Below are 17,323 nucleotides of genomic sequence, written 5' to 3'. Positions count from 1 at the left end.
CTGCCGGAGGGAGGCCTCGCAAGACAGCGTGTTCCAGGGGACGGGCCTGCAGCAATGGGGCCCGTCCCTTTCATTTGGCCGATGCGGTGTGCTTGCGGGCGCAGCTTGCATCGGCCTCGCCGAGGCCGGTGCTGTCATTGCGCCAACGGCACCATGGTGCGATTTACCCTGGTCCTTGGGTCAGGTTCAATGGATGCGGGACAAGAAAAAACTCAAGACTTGCACCACGAGGCTCAAGGCCGCGTACGCAAGCGACACGTCCCCGGGGGAAGGTGCAGACCGGTTGGCGTTCCCCTGAGCTACAGCGCCGTTGATGGCGCATTTTCCAGGGAGAACAGCGTGTCCACCAGCACTGACATCAAGCGCGACAGCGCAGCCGCATCCGTTGCCCAGAGCACCGTGCAACCCATCATCCGGCGCATCAATGACCGTTTCATCAGCATCCAGACCGGCAGCGTCTCGGAAGTCCGCTTTTCGCCGATCCGGCCGGGGCTCGGCTTGTTCGATGCGGGTTTCCCCGCGCCCAGCGTCAAGCCTGCCAACCCTCCCGCCGCGCAGAGTGCGCCGCCGCCGTCCAAGGCCGATGCGACACCGGCTGTCACGACCCCCAAGCCGACTCCAGCCAAGGCAGACGCCGCGCCAACGGTCGCGATCACCAAGCCGGTTCCAGCCGTTGCGGTCGATGTCGCCAAGCCTGACAGTACCAGCTCGGTCAGCTCCAATGCGCCGGCAAGCCCGGTGAGCAAACCTGCCGCCCAGCCTGCTGCGGCTACCCCATCCAAGGCAGATGCCGCGCCAACGGTCGCGATCACCAAGCCGGTTCCACCCGTTACGGTCGATGTCGCCAAGCCTGACAGTACCAGTTCAGTCAGCACCAATGTGCCGGCAAGCCCCGCTAGCAAACCTGCCGCCCAGCCTGCTGCGTCCACCCCATCCAAGGCAGATGCCGCGCCAACGGTCGCGATCACCAAGCCAGCCCCAATCGTGACGGTCGATGTCGCCAAGCCTGACAGTACCAGTACAGCAGCCAAGGACAAACCTGACACCACCAAGCCTGCCGCCGGCAAGCAGGACCTCAGCAAGCCCGAGCCCGGCAAGTCAATCAATCTCAGCCCCGACAGCCTGTTGCCGATCAGCGCCATCAACGAGCGTCCCTCCAAGCCCGAGCTTGAATCGACGAGCTCGGCAGCGGCGCGCAGATTGCACATCCTCGACCACAACGGCAAGGCCATGAGCGCCGCGCAAGTCGCCGCGCTGGACCTGAACCACAACGGCAAGCTGGAGGCCGGCGAACTGGCCGACCTCAAGGCCTGGACCGATAGCAACGAAGACGACCTGGCCCAGGCCAGTGAACTGACCAGCCTGTCGGATGCCCTGAAGGCCGCCGGGCTGCCCAACACCCTGCGCGCCACCGACTATTCCATCTACACTGTGGGCAAGGGGCCGCGCCAGGAATGGAACTTCAAGTCGCTGCTGGCGACGTTGTCGGGGCAGGGCGCTTTCTTCTTCGTGCTCCCCGCCACGCCCCAGGCCGGAACGGCCGGCGATGACCAGTTGCTGGGCAGCACCGGAGAAGACTCCTTGCATGGCGGTGATGGCAAGGACTGGCTGTTCGGTTTCGACGGCAATGACGTTCTCGATGGCGGCCTCGGTGCGGACACCCTGTACGGCGGTGATGGCGACGACACCTACATCGTCAATAGCAGCGATGACCGCGTGGTGGAAACCATCAATGGTGGTCATGACACCGTCATCGCCAGCTGCAGCACCATCCTGGCCGCCAACGTCGAGGACCTGCGCCTGGTGGAAGGCGGCAATCTCAATGGCGCCGGCAATACCCTGGACAACCTGATCGTGGGCAATGGCCAGGACAATATCCTCGATGGCGGCGTCGGCGCCGACACCATGATCGGCGGCCTGGGCAACGACAGCTATTTCGTCGACGATGCGGGCGACCAGGTGACCGAAGCTGCAGACGAGGGCGTGGATACCGTCTACAGCCGGATCAGCATGCGGCTGGCCGCCAACGTCGAAAACCTGACCCTGCTGGATGGCGGCACGCCGCTGCGTGGCACGGTCGAGGGCAAGGCGGCCTTGATCTATGGGGCTCCAAAGGCCTATGACCTGGACTATCAGCAAGGCAATGGCGTGACCGGCTACGACGGCACCTGCGGCGAAACCAGCGTGGTCAATGTCTTGCGCATGGCCGACCAGTGGGTGTCGGAGAAGGAGGTGGTGCAAAGGGCGATCGACAAGAAATGGTGCATCACCGATGCACCGAGCGCATCAGCCAAGGGCGGCAGCTCGGCGCTGGACCAGAAACGCCTGCTGGAAAGCTATGGCCTACGGGCCGAATACACCCTCAAGTACGACCAGGACAAACTGGCCGCCTTGGTCAAGGAAGGGCGGGGCGTGATGGTCTCCGTGGACAGCCGTCGGCTCTGGTCGGGCGGCAAGGGACTGAACTTCACCGACCATGTGGTCACCGTGACCGGCGTGGCCTATGCCGCAGAGAAGGGCGAGCTCATCGGCTTCTACATCGCTGATTCCGGCAGGGGCTTGGCCGAGGATGCGACCCGTTACGTGAGTGCGGATGAACTGCGGGCCATGGCCGACGTGCGCGGCGCCAGCATGGTCTACACGCTGGATCCGATCAAGCTGCGCCAGCAGAACCTGGAAGCCACGGGCAACGAACTGGACAACCACCTGGTAGGCAATCGCGGCGACAACCTCATCACCGGCGCCAAGGGTAACGACACCCTGGTGGGGCAGGCAGGCAACGACACCTACGTCTTCGGCAAGGGCGATGGTCGCGACCTGGTGGCAGACCACGACGCTACGGCGGGCAACATCGATACGATCAAGTTCAGCGACGCCCGGCAGACCAATCTGTGGTTCCGCCAGGTCGGCCAGGATCTGCAGATCGACGTCCTGGGCACGACGGACCAGGTCACGGTGAAGGACTGGTACGTGGGCGGTGACAGTGGGACGGACAACCGCATCGAACGTATCAAGACTGCCGATGGCAAGACCCTGTACGACAGCGATGTCGACAGGTTGGTGCAGGCCATGGCCAGCTTTGCGCCACCCCCGGCCACCCAGACCAGCTGGCGCGATGGGCAGCAGGAAAAGGGAGCCGTACTGCTGACCGTGAATCACTGACACGGTTACCGGAGCAGGGACGGGGGATGGCTGCTTGGCTGTCCCAGCGGACAAGTCCCCATGGGGCGATTTACCCTGTTTCCGGGCTCAGGTTCAATGAGGATTGGGACAAAAAAACAGAAGACTTGCGGCGCAGTGTCCCCACACTGCGTTGCAGGCGACAGGTCCCCGGGGGAAGGTGCAGAAGGATGGGCGTTCCCCTGCATGCCAGCGCCGTCAAGGGCGCACTTTCCAGGGAGAATATCGTGACCACCAGCATTAACAGCAATAGCAACGGCAAGAGCGGTTCAGCGAGCACATCTACCGCTGTGATCGACCACCCCGTCATCCGTCGTATCGATGATCGTTTCATCAGCATCCAGACCGGTAGCCGCACGGAGGTCCGGTTTTCACCGATCAGGCCGGGGATCAGTTTCTTGACGGTGGAGAGCTTGCCGCCCATCACCAAGAACTTTCCAGCCTCTGCCGGCGCTGGCGGCAAGGCAGCCACCACCACCACTGGCACGTCCACTTCCTCCACCGCTCCAGCCAAATCCACCGCGGACCTCCCGAGCAGCAGCAAGCCTGCCGAACTCAAGAGTGCGGATGGCGCCAAGCCAAGCAACACTACCACCACGCCGGCCCCGGCCAAGCCTGCTGCCGACGTTGCCGGCAGCGCCAGCAAGCCGCCGGATCCCAAGAGCGCAGACACCACCAAACCGGGTAGCACGGCTGCCACGCCAGCCCCTGCCAAGCCCGCAGTCGATATTGCTGTCAGCACCAGCAAGCCGCTGGATCCCAAGAGCGCAGACACCACCAAGCCGAGCAGCACGACTGCCACGCCGGCCCCGGCCAAGCCAGTCGTCGAGATCGCTGCCAGCACCAGCAAGCCGCTGGATCCCAAGAACGCAGACACCACCAAGCCGAGCAGCACGACTGCCACGCCGGCCCCGGCCAAGCCCGCCGTCGACATCGCGGTCAGCACCAGCAAGCCGCTGGACCCCAAGAACGTAGACACCACTAAGCCGAGCAGCACGGCTGCTACACCAGCCCCGGCCAAGCCCGCGGTCGACATCGCTGCCAGCACCAGCAAGCCGCTGGATCCCAAGAACGCAGACGCCACCAAGCCGAGCAGCACGACTGCTACACCGGCCCCGGTCAAGCCAGCCGTCGACATCGCTGCCAGCACCAGCAAGCCACTGGATCCCAAGAGTACAGATTCCGCCAAACCGAGCAGCACGGCCGCCTCGTCAGCGGGCGGCAAGGCAGCCGTGGCGACGGCGTCCAGCGGACCTCAAGCCCTGACCCCGGAAGCGCTGACCGTGCGCGGCACCCAGGTCGAGCGCTGGGCGCGCGCCGCCCCTGAAAGCGCCAAGGCAGCCTTGATCCGCAAGCTGCATTTCCTGGACGGTGCCGACAAGCCGCTCACCGAGGCACAACTGGCAGCCCTGGACAAGAACAAGGACGCGCACCTCGACAGCGACGAACTGGCCGGCCTGCACGCCTGGACCGACCTCAACGAAGACGGCATCGCCCAGGCCGGTGAGTTGACTAGCCTGCCGTCGGCCATGACCGCCGCCGGTCTCGCTAGTGGTCTGCGCGTGGCGGACTATCAGGTCTATCTCCGAGGCAACGCCTCCTTCCGCACCCCCGAGCAAGTGCAGGCGATGAGATCGGCCGCTCAGGCCAGCGGCAAAAAGAACCAGGGCGGCGCCGGCAATGATGTCTTGTTCGCGACCAACGGCGAAGAGATCAATGGCAATGGGGGCGACGATGTGATCTACGGCGGTGACGGTGATGACACCCTGGTCGGCGGGACCTACTCTGCGCTGGCGCGAGGCGAGACCGATAACGACGTGCTCTACGGAGGCGCAGGCAAGGACAGCCTGAGCGGCGGAGTCGGCAATGATCTTCTGGACGGTGGCACAGGCGATGACCGCATGTACGGCGGAGCGGGAGACGATATCTACGTTGTGGACAGCGCTGGCGACGGGGTCTTTGAAAACGCCGACGCCGGCCGCGACACGGTCCTTGCCGGTATGAGCACTACCCTGGGCGAAAACGTGGAAGACTTGCGCCTGCTGGAAGGCGGTAGCTACAACGGCACCGGCAATTTCCTCGACAATCGCCTCACTGGCAACAGCCAGGACAACATCCTGGACGGCCTGGCCGGGGCCGATACCATGATGGGCGGGCAGGGCAACGACCGCTACTTCGTCGACAACGTCGGCGACCAGGTGATCGAAGAGGCCGGCGAAGGCATCGATACCGTCTATTCGACCGTGAGCATGACCCTGGGCGCCAATGTCGAAAACCTGACCCTGATGGATGCCAGGACACCCGTCCACGGCGAAATCTACGGCCAGGACGCCCTGATCTACGGCACGCCCAAATCCTATCTGATGGACTACCGCCAAGGTGACGCGCGCCCTGGTTTCCTTGGCACTTGCGGCGTGACCAGCGTGGCCAACATGCTGACGATGGCCGGGGTCAATGTCACCGAGAAAGAGACGCTGCAGCGCGCCATCGATCGAGATTGGTGCGACAGCGATCCCAGTCTGCCTATCACACTGCGCGGGGGAGTCACCTGCAATGACCTGGCCGAGTTGATGGGCAGCTTCGGTGTGGCTGGCGAGGTCGACTACAGATACGACGAGGCACGGCTGGTCAAGTTGCTCAAGGGCGGCCATGTGGTTACCTTGTGCGCGGACGCCGCGGTGTTCCGGGACATGAGTGGCTACCTTGCGGGGAAGCGAGTGGGATTCCATGCGGTGGCGGTGAGCGGCGTGGCTTGCTCGGCCAAGACGGGTGAGGTGCTGGGTTTCTATATCACCGACTCGGGACCAGGACGTTACAGCGAAATGAACCGCTTCCTGTCAGTAGGGGACTTGCGCAACATGGACGCGCACGAATCAGCCCTCATCTACAGCGTGGACCCGGCCAAGCTGCTCCATCGCGACAGCAGCGCCACCGGCAACGAACTCGACAACATCCTGGTGGGCAATCAGGATAACAACCTCCTCACCGGCGCCAAGGGTAACGATACGCTGACCGGGCAAGCGGGCAATGACACCTACGTCTTCGGTAAGGGCGATGGTCGCGATCTGGTGGTGGACCAGGATGCCACGGCGGGCAATATTGATACGATCAAGTTCAGCGACGCCAGGCAAACCAACCTGTGGTTCAGTCAGGTCGGCAAGGACTTGCAGATCGACGTGCTGGGAAGCACTGACCAGGTCACCGTCAAGGATTGGTATGCCGGCGCGGATAATCGCGTCGAGCGCATCAAGACTGCCGATGGCAAGACGCTCTACGACAGCGACGTGGACAAGCTGGTGCAGGCCATGGCCAGCTTCGACCCGCCCGCGGCCACCCAGACCAGCTGGACCGATGGCCAGACCAGCAAGGGCAAGGTCTTGCTGACGGTGACCCACTAGCCGGCGCAGCCTTGCTGCCGGCACCTGTGGGTGTTTCGTGGGATGGTGAATGGTTTCGGCAGGCAGCTTCCGCGGGGTCTTCGCGACCCCGCTGGGGCGAACTGGTATGGTGAGCCGTTAAGGGGAACTTTTTGGAAGGGCGCCAATACCGACTTTCTTTCTGATTTTTTGGAATTCTTTCTTCTTGTTTTTATTTGCTTTTATTTGCTTTTGTTATTTTCTGCGCAGGCAGAATGAAGATAAGAACGCTCAATGGATTGCCTTATCCGCAATTTACATCAGCTCAGCAGCAGCGCCAGATAAAAGTCTTTTTATCATCCTGAAAGAATAAATTGAAAAAATAGTTGCTCTAGTTTGCCAGCTGGCTTATTGTCGGTCCCACCTGAATTTTTTCCCCCCGGAGGATCTATGGCAAATAGCGAATTGGCAAAACTGTTGGCGCAGCAAGAAGAATTGGCGCAGAAAATTGAAGAAGCACGGGCCAAGGAAAGAGAGCCCATCATCGAGCAGATCAAGGCCTTGATCGCGCTTCACAACATCACGCTCAAGGAATTGGGTTTCAAATCGAAATCCGGCAAGGCGGGCAAGGCAAGTGCCGGGAAAACCACACTGCCCGCGCTTTATCAGAATGAGGATGGCCTGACCTGGAGCGGTCGTGGCCGTATTCCATTGTGGCTCAAGGACAAGAATGGCGAAGTCAGCGAACGCCTGAAAAAGAAATACCTGATCAGCCAGGATCAGGAACAGCAATAAGAGAAACAAGCAGAAATATGCAGAAATAAGCTGAAACAAAGAACGGGAAGGGAGAGAGGTCATTCTTGTTTCTTCCCGTTCCGATCTGCAGGCCAGATCGGCGCTTATTTCCTGTTTTTCCGGATGGGATATTCCCATCATTGCATCAGCTGGTATCAGTTAATATCAGTTCGCATCGCTCGGCATCGGTCGGTGCCAGTTAATATGAGTTAAAAAGTTTTGCAGCTTTTTAATTAATCCCGATCGTTCCTGTTTTTATCTGCTGCGGCTATATCAGCGGATTGAAGCGTGAAAGACCCCGCAGGGATTGGTCACTCATCTGCTCTATCCGCTTGAGGCTGAACACTCCACGGACCTGACATGAGCCTGATTGACCATCTTGACCATCTCGTACTGACTTCGATCAACCCCGACGCCACGACCCACTTCTATGTGGAAGTGCTGGGCATGACGCTGGAGACCTTCGGGCAAGGGCGTATCGCCTTTCGTTTCGGTAACCAGAAAATCAACCTGCATGTACGCGGCAAGGAATTCGAGCCGAAAGCGCATCTACCTGTCCCGGGCGCGCTGGACCTGTGCTTCATGGCGTCCGTGCCGTTGGAGAAGGTGATCGCTCGCCTGGAAGAAATGAACTGGCCTATCATTGAGGGGCCAGTTCTGCGGACGGGGGCGACGCAGAAGATACGGTCGGTTTATGTGCGGGATCCGGATTTGAATCTGATTGAGATTTCGGAACCCGTAAATTAAGTTGGGAAAACTCCTTACGTTATTGGCTTAACAATGTTTTCCTCTCTGCTTCTCATCGGCAGCGAGGAATAAAGATGCTCTTTTCAAATCCATCAGGTTTTTTTCCTGAAGATATATTGGATTGGCAGAGTGCCTCTCGTTTCCGGGCTCACAAATCCTGTACAAGAAACTTGCCAATAGCTGCCATTGCGTAAATGGCAGCGCTGCGTGGTGATCGGATCCGGCACTTGACCCTGACACACTGGTGTCAGCAACCCAGAATGAAGGATGACCGCAGTAGGTAATCAATCCTGCTGCACGGCCACCATCACTGCATACGCCTTGAAGACGGCGGTAGCGGTCTGCCCGACCGCCAGCGACAGCGCATCGATGGCGTCATTGGTCAGGCTGGCGGTCATACAGGCGCCGCCAGGCAAGGTCAACACCACAAGCGACGATACCGCGCCACGCTCTACGCGCGAGACCGTGCCTTCAAACTGATTGCGTGCCGAGAGGGAAAAACCGGCAAAATCGGTGACCAGCACCACCGCCGAGGACTTGATCAGGGCAATCGCATTGCTGCCGATCCTGAGCTTGAGCCGATTGGCGGCGGTCGTAGTCATGGTGGCCACGATCTCTTGCGCGCCGGCGATGGTGACGGTGACTTGCGTAGTGACAGGGCCGGTATCGATCGCACTGATGACCCCGGCGAATTGATTACGTGCGCTGGTTTTCATTGACATTCTCCTGAGCAGGCCAGCCAAGGCTGGCAGTTGATTAAGCCATGTCTCCTGCCGATGCAGGAATTCGAGATTGCGCCGTTGCAGCTCGCGCCACACGGCCAGCAGTTCCACCGCGGCGGGCGTGAGCCGGGTGCCGCCGCCGCCTTTGCCGCCGGTGACCGTTTCAATCAATGCGCCATTGACCAGGTTGCCGGCTGACTCCAGCAGCATCCATGCGCCCTTGTAGCTGTAGCCCGCCGTACTGGCCGCGCGATTGATCGAGCCGGTTTGCGCGATGGCGTCGAGCAGGGCAAAGAAGCGCTGGTCCAGGCGATGCACCAGTTTCAGTTCGCTGCTCAACAAGGTGGTATCGGTGGCAGGCAAGGTACTCATGTCCTTGCCGATGGCTGCAGTCCCAGCGCGCCCGCCAGCAAGCTCAGGGCTGCGCGCGCTTGCTGGGGATCGTGGCTGGCAGGCTTGAGCAGCAGGCGATGCGGCCCCAGTTTTTCTTGCAGCTGGCCGATGCGTGCCACGCATTGCGCCGGGTCGCCGATGATGGCGTTGGCCAGGATGACTTGATCGGAGGCATCGGCCTGGAACATGGGCGGGGTGCCACCGGGCGCGAATTGCACTTGCATCATGCGCGGATACGCACGCACACCTGCCAGACCATGGGCAAGCGCCTTGTGCGCCTCGGGTTCGCAATGGAAAAAGCGGGCGATGGCAAACGGGAAGTGACCGCGCTGCGCACGCTGTGCAGCCACCCGCGTGAGCACCTGCTCAAGATCGGCGGAGGGTGTGGCCATCAATCCGTAATCCTGGCGTGCGGCCAGATCAAGCGAATCTTCGCTCATGCTGGCCAGCCATACCGGGATGGGACGTTGCAGCGGCTGCGGTTGCAACTGCACTCTGTCGTAGTGAAAAAATCGTCCCTCGGTACTGAATGGCACGCCTTGCCATGCGCGCTGGATGACGTCCAGTGCTTCAATCATGCGTGCGCGCGCCTGATCGGCACCGCTCAATCCGGCGTGACGATATTGCTCGGGAAACGGGCCGCCGCGTGCCACGCCGAATTCCATCCGGCCGTTGCTGAGCAGGTCCAGCGTGGCGACGTCCTCGGCAACCCGCAAGGGATCATTGAGCGCCAGCAACGAAGCGCCCGTACCGAGGCGGATGCGCGAAGTGCGTGCGGCGATCTGGGCCAGCAGCACCATCAAGGCGCTGCCGATGGCGAAGCTGCTGTAATGGTGCTCGGCGACCCAGACATCGTGATAGCCCAGGGCCTCTGCCACGACGGCATGATCGACGGTCTGCAACAGCGCATCGCGTGCGTTGCCATGGGGATTTTCGACATTGAGGAAGACGCCGTAGCGTTGCGGGTAATCCGGCATGGCAGGTTCACGGGAAAAAGAGTTGGACATCGCTCAGACCGGCCGCATCAAGAAACAGATGCGGGGATGCGATGCCGGATGGCGCAGGTCATGATTCGGATCTTCCCGATGGCCGGATCAGATCCGCTATCGGCGGCAGCATGTCGGTGGCGGGCGAGTGGAACCAGCTGCGTACCAGCTCATAGGGGTAGCGCCGCGGCGGTTCGACGCGCGCATGACGTACCAGCAGATGAATCGACAAGGGTTCGGCCCAGGCCCAGAAGTCGGCCCGCAGCGCGGGCGGGAAACCGATATCGTCAAAGGTATGCCAAAGCTGTACCAGCCACAGTTCGCGCCCAGCTTCGTCCAATAGCAACGGCAAGCCTGCGCCCGCTTGCAGATGGGCATGGCGTTGGCTGTAGTAGAGCGGACCGCCGCATGACTCCACCACGAAGTCGGCGATGCGCGAGCTGACGCAATCAAAACAATTGTGCGAACGTGCGAACAGCGGGGAATGGCGCAGGCGCCGCATATGATGCAGCACCAGTTTGCGCAAGCCGGATTCATCACACAGCGCCAGCAACCGGTGCGCCGGTTGAGGTAATTGTGGCGGCTCACATATCACCTGTTGCGTGCCGCGCGCCATCGCCGGGCCGGCGACCGGCCAGTTCAGGGTCAGATAACATGCCTGGGAGCAGGGCGCCCAGCACGCACGTGGTGCACCGGGTTCGGAAGTCGAAGGCACATTCATAGTGGGCGATGGTGGATGTTGGAGGTCTGTATATCTCGCTACATAACGCTGGCTGGGCTACCGGCTTGCTCTGCTTTGTCGTTTCGCTTGGCCGGTGAGCGGCCGATGCAGGTATGAATAGCCAAAACCATGCCATACAATATTTTTCTTTTAAATCAATGGGATAGCGACGATTTCTGATTGCTGCGCCAGTGGCGATGATTGTCGTAAATCCGACAAAGACGACACCGTTGTCGCCAACCCGCCAAGGCGACATCGAGGAAAGCCGGCATTGTGTGGGGTTGCTTGGCGAGATCGATTCATGCATCTGCTTGGGCATGAAGTTTGCTTGACCAGCAAGGTAACTATTCGGTAATTACACGGCGCTTTTTCTGCCGTTTTTCAGGATCTCGGATCTCACGACAGAGTAGCAAGGCGGGTTCTAGCGCTCTCAGGCAGCGCATGGGGTTCCAGTATTCACGTTAGGAGAGTCAGATGGCCACTATTCTCGACGACCGCAGTGTGAATTTAGAACTCGTAACGATTTACGAGATCAGCAAGATATTGGGTTCATCGCTGGATCTATCCAAGACCTTGCGCGAAGTCCTCAACGTCCTCTCCGCCCACCTGGAAACGAAACGGGTATTGCTGAGTCTGATGCAGGACTCCGGTGAATTGCAACTGGTCAGCGCCATCGGCCTGAGTTACGAAGAATTCCAGAGTGGCAGATACCGGGTCGGCGAGGGCATCACCGGCAAGATCTTCCAGACGGAAACTCCCATCGTGGTGCGCGACTTGGCCCAGGAGCCGCTGTTCCTGGCTCGCACCAGCCCGCGCCAGTCGCAAGACGGGGAAGTCATTTCCTTTGTGGGCGTGCCGATCAAGGCTGCCCGTGAAATGCTGGGTGTGTTGTGCGTTTTTCGGGATGGACAATCGCCCTCGCGTAGTGTCGACCATGAGGTGCGCCTGCTGACCATGGTGGCCAACCTGATCGGACAAACCGTCCGGCTGTATCGCAGCGTAGCGGCCGAGCGCCAGCAGCTGCAAGAGGAAAAGCGCCAGCTGTCCCGGCAACTCCAGGGCAAGTACAAGCTCGATAACGTAATCGGCATTTCCAAGGCGATGCAGGAAGTGTTCGCGCAGGTACACCAGTCCGCCCCCTCGCGCTCGACCATGCTGTTGCGCGGCGAGAGCGGCACCGGCAAGGAAGTCATCGCGCGCGCCATCCATTACCTCAGTCCGCGCAAGGATGGGCCATTCATCAAGGTCAACTGTGCGGCCTTGTCGGAAACCTTGCTGGAATCCGAATTGTTTGGCCACGAGAAGGGCGCCTTCACCGGGGCCCAGGGTGAACGCAAGGGGCGTTTCGAACTCGCCCATGGCGGCACCTTGTTCCTCGACGAGATCGGCGAGATCTCGCCGGCCTTCCAGGCCAAGCTGCTGCGGGTATTGCAGGAGCGTGAATTCGAGCGGGTCGGTGGGTCGCGTTCGATCAAGGTGGACGTGCGTCTGGTCACCGCCACCAACCGCGACCTGGAGAAGGCCGTGGCCAAGGGCGAGTTCCGGGCCGACCTGTATTACCGTATCAATGTGGTCAGCATCTTCATTCCTCCGCTGCGCGAACGGCGCGAGGATATTCCCTATCTGGTGGAACACTTCCTGGAAAAATTCCGTGTGGAGAACCAGCGCGCCATGGTGGCCATGTCACCGCAGGCCATGAAGGTCATGATGAATTGCTACTGGCCGGGCAATGTACGGGAACTGGAAAATTGTGTCGAGCGTACTGCCACCATGATGCGCGGCGATCTGATCACCGAGGTGCATTTCTCCTGTCAGCAGAACAAATGCCTGACCAAGGTCTTGCATGAACCCGGCCAGCAGCAACCGGTCGTGGTGGTGCCGCTGGAGCGCATATCCGCGCATACGGCGCCATCTTCGCCGAGTGGGATGGCCAAGGACAAGCCACTGGCGGCCGCGCCCCCGACCTCCGAACGCGAACGTCTTATCTGGGCCATGGAGCAATGTGGCTGGGTGCAAGCCAAGGCAGCCCGCGCACTCAACATCTCGCCGCGCCAGATGGGCTATGCGCTGCAGAAATTCAATATCGAGGTCAAGAAGTTCTGAAACTCATCTGCGAGCGTGACGTAATACGCTGCCAGATCCAAAGTCTTTTTCTCATTGCCGTCCTCGCCCTGCGCGCGCGGTCTCTTCGGCGTCGCGCCAGCCGGTTGTATTGATGGATTCCCCGGCTGGCACGTCCTCGCATTCTCCTTCTCCTTCTCCACTGCGTCAGGCTCATTGCGGCGCGCTCAATTGCAGGCGCCGGCCCGTGCTGCATTGTCGTGTTCATGACAAGCGCCACCCACAATGTATCGCCGATTGTCGCTATCCTCACATCGCCGTACGACGCAATTCTCCGCTATGTCATTGAATTGATTGATTATTTTGTCTGGCACGGTTTTGGCTATGTCCTCAGGAGAAGGCCCAGGCATCACTTTCCTGAAAGGGACTATCCATGCAGCCCACACAATACGTCGGTATCCAGGACATCAAATCGCTAGGCACCTTGCTGGACAAGGTAGCCGAACACAAAGGCTGTGGCACCAGCAGTGAAGGCGGCAAAGCCAGTTGCGGTTCATCCGATGGTCCCGCCGACATGGCGCCCGAGGTTTGGGAAAAGGTCAAGAACCATCCCTGCTACAGCGAAGAGGCTCATCACCACTATGCGCGTATGCACGTGGCGGTGGCACCGGCCTGTAACATCCAGTGCAACTACTGCAACCGCAAATACGATTGCGCCAACGAGTCGCGTCCAGGCGTGGTCAGCGAAAAGCTCACGCCCGAACAAGCGGCCAAGAAGGTCTTTGCGGTGGCCTCGACCATTCCGCAGATGACGGTGCTGGGCATTGCCGGTCCTGGCGACCCGCTGGCCAATCCGGCCAAGACCTTCAAGACCTTCGAGCTGATTTCGCAGACCGCGCCCGATATCAAGCTGTGCCTGTCGACCAATGGCCTGGCCTTGCCTGACCACATCGATACCATTGCTGCCTTTAACGTCGATCACGTCACCATCACCATCAACATGGTCGATCCCGAGATCGGACAGCACATCTATCCCTGGATCTATTACCAGAACAAGCGCTGGACCGGTATCGACGCGGCCCGCATCCTGCACGAACGGCAGATGCTGGGACTGGAGATGCTCACGGCGCGCGGCATCCTGTGCAAGGTCAACTCGGTGATGATCCCGGGCATCAATGACCAGCATCTGGTGGAAGTCAATCGCGCCGTCAAGTCACGCGGTGCCTTCCTGCACAACATCATGCCGCTCATTTCAGCGCCCGAGCATGGCACCGTGTTTGGCCTGAACGGCCAGCGCGGCCCCAGCGCGCAGGAGCTCAAGGCCTTGCAGGATGCCTGTGAAGGCGAGATGAACATGATGCGCCACTGCCGCCAGTGCCGCGCCGATGCGGTGGGCCTGCTGGGTGAAGACCGCAGCGCCGAATTCACCACCGAAAAGATCGAGGCCATGGAAGTGGCCTATGACGGCGCCACCCGCAAGGCTTACCAGGAGCTGGTGGAACAGGAACGCCAGGCCAAGTCGGCCGCCAAGGCCGCCGAGCAGCAGGAGCTGGCCCAGATGGCAGACCAGAGCGGCCTGTCCTTGCTGGTGGCGGTGGCGACCAAGGGGCAGGGACGCGTCAACGAGCACTTCGGACACGTCAGCGAATTCCAGATCTATGAAGTCAGCAGCGCCGGCAGCAAGTTCGTCGGACACCGGCGCGTGGACCAGTACTGTCAGGGCGGCTATGGCGAGGAGGATGCACTGGAGACCGTCATCCGCGCCATCAACGACTGCCATGCAGTGCTGGTGGCCAAGATCGGCGGCTGTCCCAAGGATGATCTGCAGAAGGTGGGCATCGAGCCGGTGGACCGGTATGCCCATGAATTCATCGAGCAATCCGTCATCGCCTACTTCATGGATTACCTGGAACGCGTGCGCAGCGGACAGATCGAGCATCGGCCACGAGGCGACGCCGATATCCGCCAGGGGGCGTATACCTCGGTGCAGTCGACGTCCGCCGCAGCGTAAGCAGCCAATCAGTTTCACGCAAGGAGAAAAAGCATGGCCTACAAGATCGTTGCCTCGCAATGCACAGGGTGTTCCGCCTGCGAGCCCGAATGCCCGAACGTGGCGATTCGCGAAAAGAACGGGATCTTCGTGATCGATCCCAAGAAATGTACCGAATGCATGGGACATTTCGATGAACCACAATGCGTGGCCGTGTGCCCGGTCGATGGCACCTGCGTCATCGACAATGCCCAGCCGCGTTACCAGGCGTAGGGAGGGCCGATGAACATCACCATCACCCCCGCCGCCGAAAAATTCATGCGCCGCATGGTGCGCTTCAATGGCGGTTCGGCCCAATCCGGCTTCCGTCTGCAGGTGAGTGCAGGCGGTTGTTCCGGGCTGAGTTCGGAATTCTCGGTCCAGGCGCAGCCCACGCCGGGCGACGTCAGCCTCGATTGCAACGGCCTGGCCGTCTTCCTGCCGGCCGAAAGCCGGCTGCTGCTGGAAGGCGTGACCATCGATTTTGCCGACACCCTGAGTGAATCCGGGCTGACCTTCCGCAACCCGAATGCGCCGGCTGCCAGTTGCGGGACGCATGGCTCTGCGCCGCCAGCCACGGCTGCAGTGTCGATCTCCAGCATCCGGCGCAAGGCTTGAGCAATTGGATACGGAGCCCTTCGCGGCGACCGGTTGGCAGGGACAGGCATTGTCGTGTGCCGATTGCGCGCAGATGGGCCGCCCCTCCACGCGGTGCGAACTGGCCAAGGCCTGCGTGCATGATCGTTATGCACGGCGCATCGACCGTTTCTTTGCGTGGAATCCGGCCCTGGCCAAGGAATTCCTCACTCATCCCTATTTCGAGGTGAGGGCGGTAGCGGCCAAGCACGTGGAAGTGTTTTACCTGCCGCGCATGATCGATGACCCGGATGCCACGGTGCGCTGGAGTGTGGCGCAGCGCTTGCCGCAGCGCCAGCTGCTGATGTTGCGGCAGGACCCGGATCGCGAGGTCCGTATCCAGGTGGCGCGGCGGCTGCACGTCGAGCAGCTGCACCAGATGATGGGCGATGGCGATTATGGCGTGCGTCTGATCGTGGCGCAGCGTATCGAACCGCAATGGCTGGTGCGCATGTTGCACGATGAAGATCGCGAGGTGCGCCGGGTAGTGGCAGCAAGGGTGGGATCGGCGCTGCTGGGCGCGATGGTCAAGGATGAAGACGCCGCGGTGCGTACGGTGGTGGCGCAGCGTCTGGCGCCGGCGCAGTTGGTGGCCTTGTGCCATGACCCGGACTGGCGCGTGCGCTACAGCGTGGCCGAACGTATCGATGCAGCGCATCTGGGCTTGCTGGCGGACGATGAAGACGAGGCCGTGCGCACCCTGGCACGCCAGCGCAGTGGATTGACCGGAACCACGATGACATAGCAACAGGAGCTGGGACCATGAAGATCAACCGTGATGATGGCCGGGTCGAACTGGACGGGCCGCCGCAATTCAGCTATGGCGAGAAGGTCAGAAGTACCAAGACCATCCGCAACGACGGCACCTTCGCGGGCCGGGAGATCGGCGACATTCTGGTCAAGAAGGGCGACATCGGCTATGTGACCAGTATCGGCACCTTCTTGCAGCAGTTCTACATCTACGGCATCGAATTCGTCGAACACGGTTACCGGGTCGGCATGAAGGGGCGCGAGCTGCAATCGCTCGACCAGCCCGTCACGTCCGGGCAGGCAGTCTGAATCCAAGGAGCGGCAACATGATCGAACCACGCGTGGCCAGATATGCCTGGGGACAGCGGGTGCAAGCCAGCATCGACCTGTTCAACGATGGCTCTTACCCGGACTGCGAGGCCGAGGCCTTGCTGGTGGCGCAGGGAACGCCGGGCGAAGTGGTGCAGGTGGGCATGCATGAAGAGTCCACCATCCCGGTGTATCTGGTGGAGTTTCCCGGCAACCGTGTAGTGGGTTGTCTGGAAGAAGAAATCGTCTTGCTGGAGCCGGCATGAACCAGATCATCGCCCAGGCCAATGGCATGTCCACCGCAGGTGGCATCCGCAGTTGGCAGCCCAATGAACTGGATCTGCGGCGTATCGAACGCATGTTGCAGAAGCGCGCACGCTACCTGTATGTCGTGCCGCGCGTGGAGATGACGGCAAGTGGCTACCTGATCCAGAGCCCCTGTTGTTCGCGCAATATCGATGCCGAGGGCGGCATGGTCGATATCGCGTTGCTGGAATATGACGCCGGGCTGGGGGTATGGAAACTTTTCCGCAAAGATCACACGGAAGGCGGCTGGGAATTCTTCATGCTCGAACGCAGCCTGCAAGTCTTGATGGATTGCATCAACCGGGACACCGCAAGGTTGTTCTGGCAATGAG

General features: G+C 60.8%; 15 protein-coding genes. 12 read left to right on the top strand and 3 right to left on the bottom strand.

Annotation, left to right across the window (positions count from 1 at the left end; all coding sequences use genetic code 11):
* The first annotated feature begins 339 nt into the window (after positions 1–339).
* The 4 genes from ACP92_RS24610 to ACP92_RS14365 all read left to right on the top strand — a co-directional run bounded on the left by ACP92_RS24610 (position 340) and on the right by ACP92_RS14365 (position 8,078).
* Positions 340–3,162 (top strand): calcium-binding protein, encoded by a 2,823-nt coding sequence (locus ACP92_RS24610; protein ID WP_156181790.1) that lies wholly within the window; start codon positions 340–342, stop codon positions 3,160–3,162.
* Positions 3,163–3,407: 245 nt separating this feature from the next.
* Positions 3,408–6,578 carry a calcium-binding protein gene (locus ACP92_RS24065; protein WP_156181789.1) on the top strand — a complete coding sequence of 1,057 codons (3,171 nt, stop codon included), beginning with the start codon at positions 3,408–3,410 and terminating at the stop codon, positions 6,576–6,578.
* Between the two features lie 408 nt (positions 6,579–6,986).
* The gene (locus tag ACP92_RS14370; RefSeq protein WP_013234841.1) at positions 6,987–7,331 is read left to right on the top strand and encodes an H-NS histone family protein; all 345 of its coding nucleotides are present in this window, start codon (positions 6,987–6,989) and stop codon (positions 7,329–7,331) included.
* Between the two features lie 360 nt (positions 7,332–7,691).
* A complete protein-coding gene (locus ACP92_RS14365) occupies positions 7,692–8,078 on the top strand; it encodes a VOC family protein (RefSeq protein WP_013234840.1) in 387 nt (128 codons plus the stop codon).
* Between the two features lie 284 nt (positions 8,079–8,362).
* Here the strand turns inward: ACP92_RS14365 and ACP92_RS14360 are convergent, their stop codons facing one another.
* From ACP92_RS14360 to ACP92_RS14350, 3 genes are all read right to left on the bottom strand, one after another.
* The gene (locus ACP92_RS14360) at positions 8,363–9,172 is read right to left on the bottom strand and encodes a TOBE domain-containing protein (protein ID WP_013234839.1); all 810 of its coding nucleotides are present in this window, start codon (positions 9,170–9,172) and stop codon (positions 8,363–8,365) included.
* Positions 9,169–10,170: an LLM class flavin-dependent oxidoreductase gene (locus ACP92_RS14355; protein WP_013234838.1), complete on the bottom strand. Its 1,002-nt coding sequence runs from the start codon at positions 10,168–10,170 to the stop codon at positions 9,169–9,171. Before ACP92_RS14355 ends, ACP92_RS14360 begins: the two co-directional genes overlap by 4 nt.
* Positions 10,171–10,258: 88 nt before the next feature.
* Positions 10,259–10,900: a globin family protein gene (locus ACP92_RS14350; protein ID WP_013234837.1), complete on the bottom strand. Its 642-nt coding sequence runs from the start codon at positions 10,898–10,900 to the stop codon at positions 10,259–10,261.
* Between the two features lie 474 nt (positions 10,901–11,374).
* On the opposite strand from ACP92_RS14350, the gene nifA reads away from it, so the two are divergent.
* From nifA to ACP92_RS14310, 8 genes are all read left to right on the top strand, one after another.
* A complete protein-coding gene (gene nifA, locus ACP92_RS14345) occupies positions 11,375–13,003 on the top strand; it encodes a nif-specific transcriptional activator NifA (protein ID WP_013234836.1) in 1,629 nt (542 codons plus the stop codon).
* A 391-nt stretch (positions 13,004–13,394) separates the two neighbouring features.
* The gene (gene nifB / locus ACP92_RS14340) at positions 13,395–14,972 is read left to right on the top strand and encodes a nitrogenase cofactor biosynthesis protein NifB (RefSeq protein ID WP_006463072.1); all 1,578 of its coding nucleotides are present in this window, start codon (positions 13,395–13,397) and stop codon (positions 14,970–14,972) included.
* A 33-nt stretch (positions 14,973–15,005) separates the two neighbouring features.
* On the top strand, positions 15,006–15,224 hold the full coding sequence (locus tag ACP92_RS14335) for a 4Fe-4S binding protein (protein WP_013234835.1): 219 nt from the start codon (positions 15,006–15,008) through the stop codon (positions 15,222–15,224).
* A 9-nt stretch (positions 15,225–15,233) separates the two neighbouring features.
* Positions 15,234–15,608 carry a HesB/IscA family protein gene (locus tag ACP92_RS14330; RefSeq protein WP_013234834.1) on the top strand — a complete coding sequence of 125 codons (375 nt, stop codon included), beginning with the start codon at positions 15,234–15,236 and terminating at the stop codon, positions 15,606–15,608.
* 4 nt (positions 15,609–15,612) lie between these two features.
* Positions 15,613–16,371: a 4Fe4S-binding leucine-rich repeat protein gene (locus ACP92_RS14325; RefSeq protein ID WP_013234833.1), complete on the top strand. Its 759-nt coding sequence runs from the start codon at positions 15,613–15,615 to the stop codon at positions 16,369–16,371.
* 17 nt (positions 16,372–16,388) lie between these two features.
* Complete coding sequence (locus tag ACP92_RS14320) at positions 16,389–16,685, top strand: nitrogen fixation protein NifZ (protein WP_013234832.1); 297 nt, start codon at positions 16,389–16,391, stop codon at positions 16,683–16,685.
* 17 nt (positions 16,686–16,702) lie between these two features.
* Entirely contained in the window at positions 16,703–16,951 is a 249-nt protein-coding gene (locus ACP92_RS14315; RefSeq protein ID WP_006463078.1) for a nitrogen fixation protein NifZ, read from the top strand.
* On the top strand, positions 16,948–17,322 hold the full coding sequence (locus ACP92_RS14310; RefSeq protein ID WP_013234831.1) for a DUF3024 domain-containing protein: 375 nt from the start codon (positions 16,948–16,950) through the stop codon (positions 17,320–17,322). The genes ACP92_RS14315 and ACP92_RS14310 overlap by 4 nt, the downstream gene beginning before the upstream one ends.
* Position 17,323 lies beyond the last annotated feature (1 nt).

It is taken from the genome of Herbaspirillum seropedicae, from assembly GCF_001040945.1.
Taxonomy (GTDB): domain Bacteria; phylum Pseudomonadota; class Gammaproteobacteria; order Burkholderiales; family Burkholderiaceae_D; genus Herbaspirillum; species Herbaspirillum seropedicae.
The sequence above is the reverse complement of the archived record's forward strand: the minus strand, read 5'-3'. Positions and strand labels throughout refer to the sequence as shown.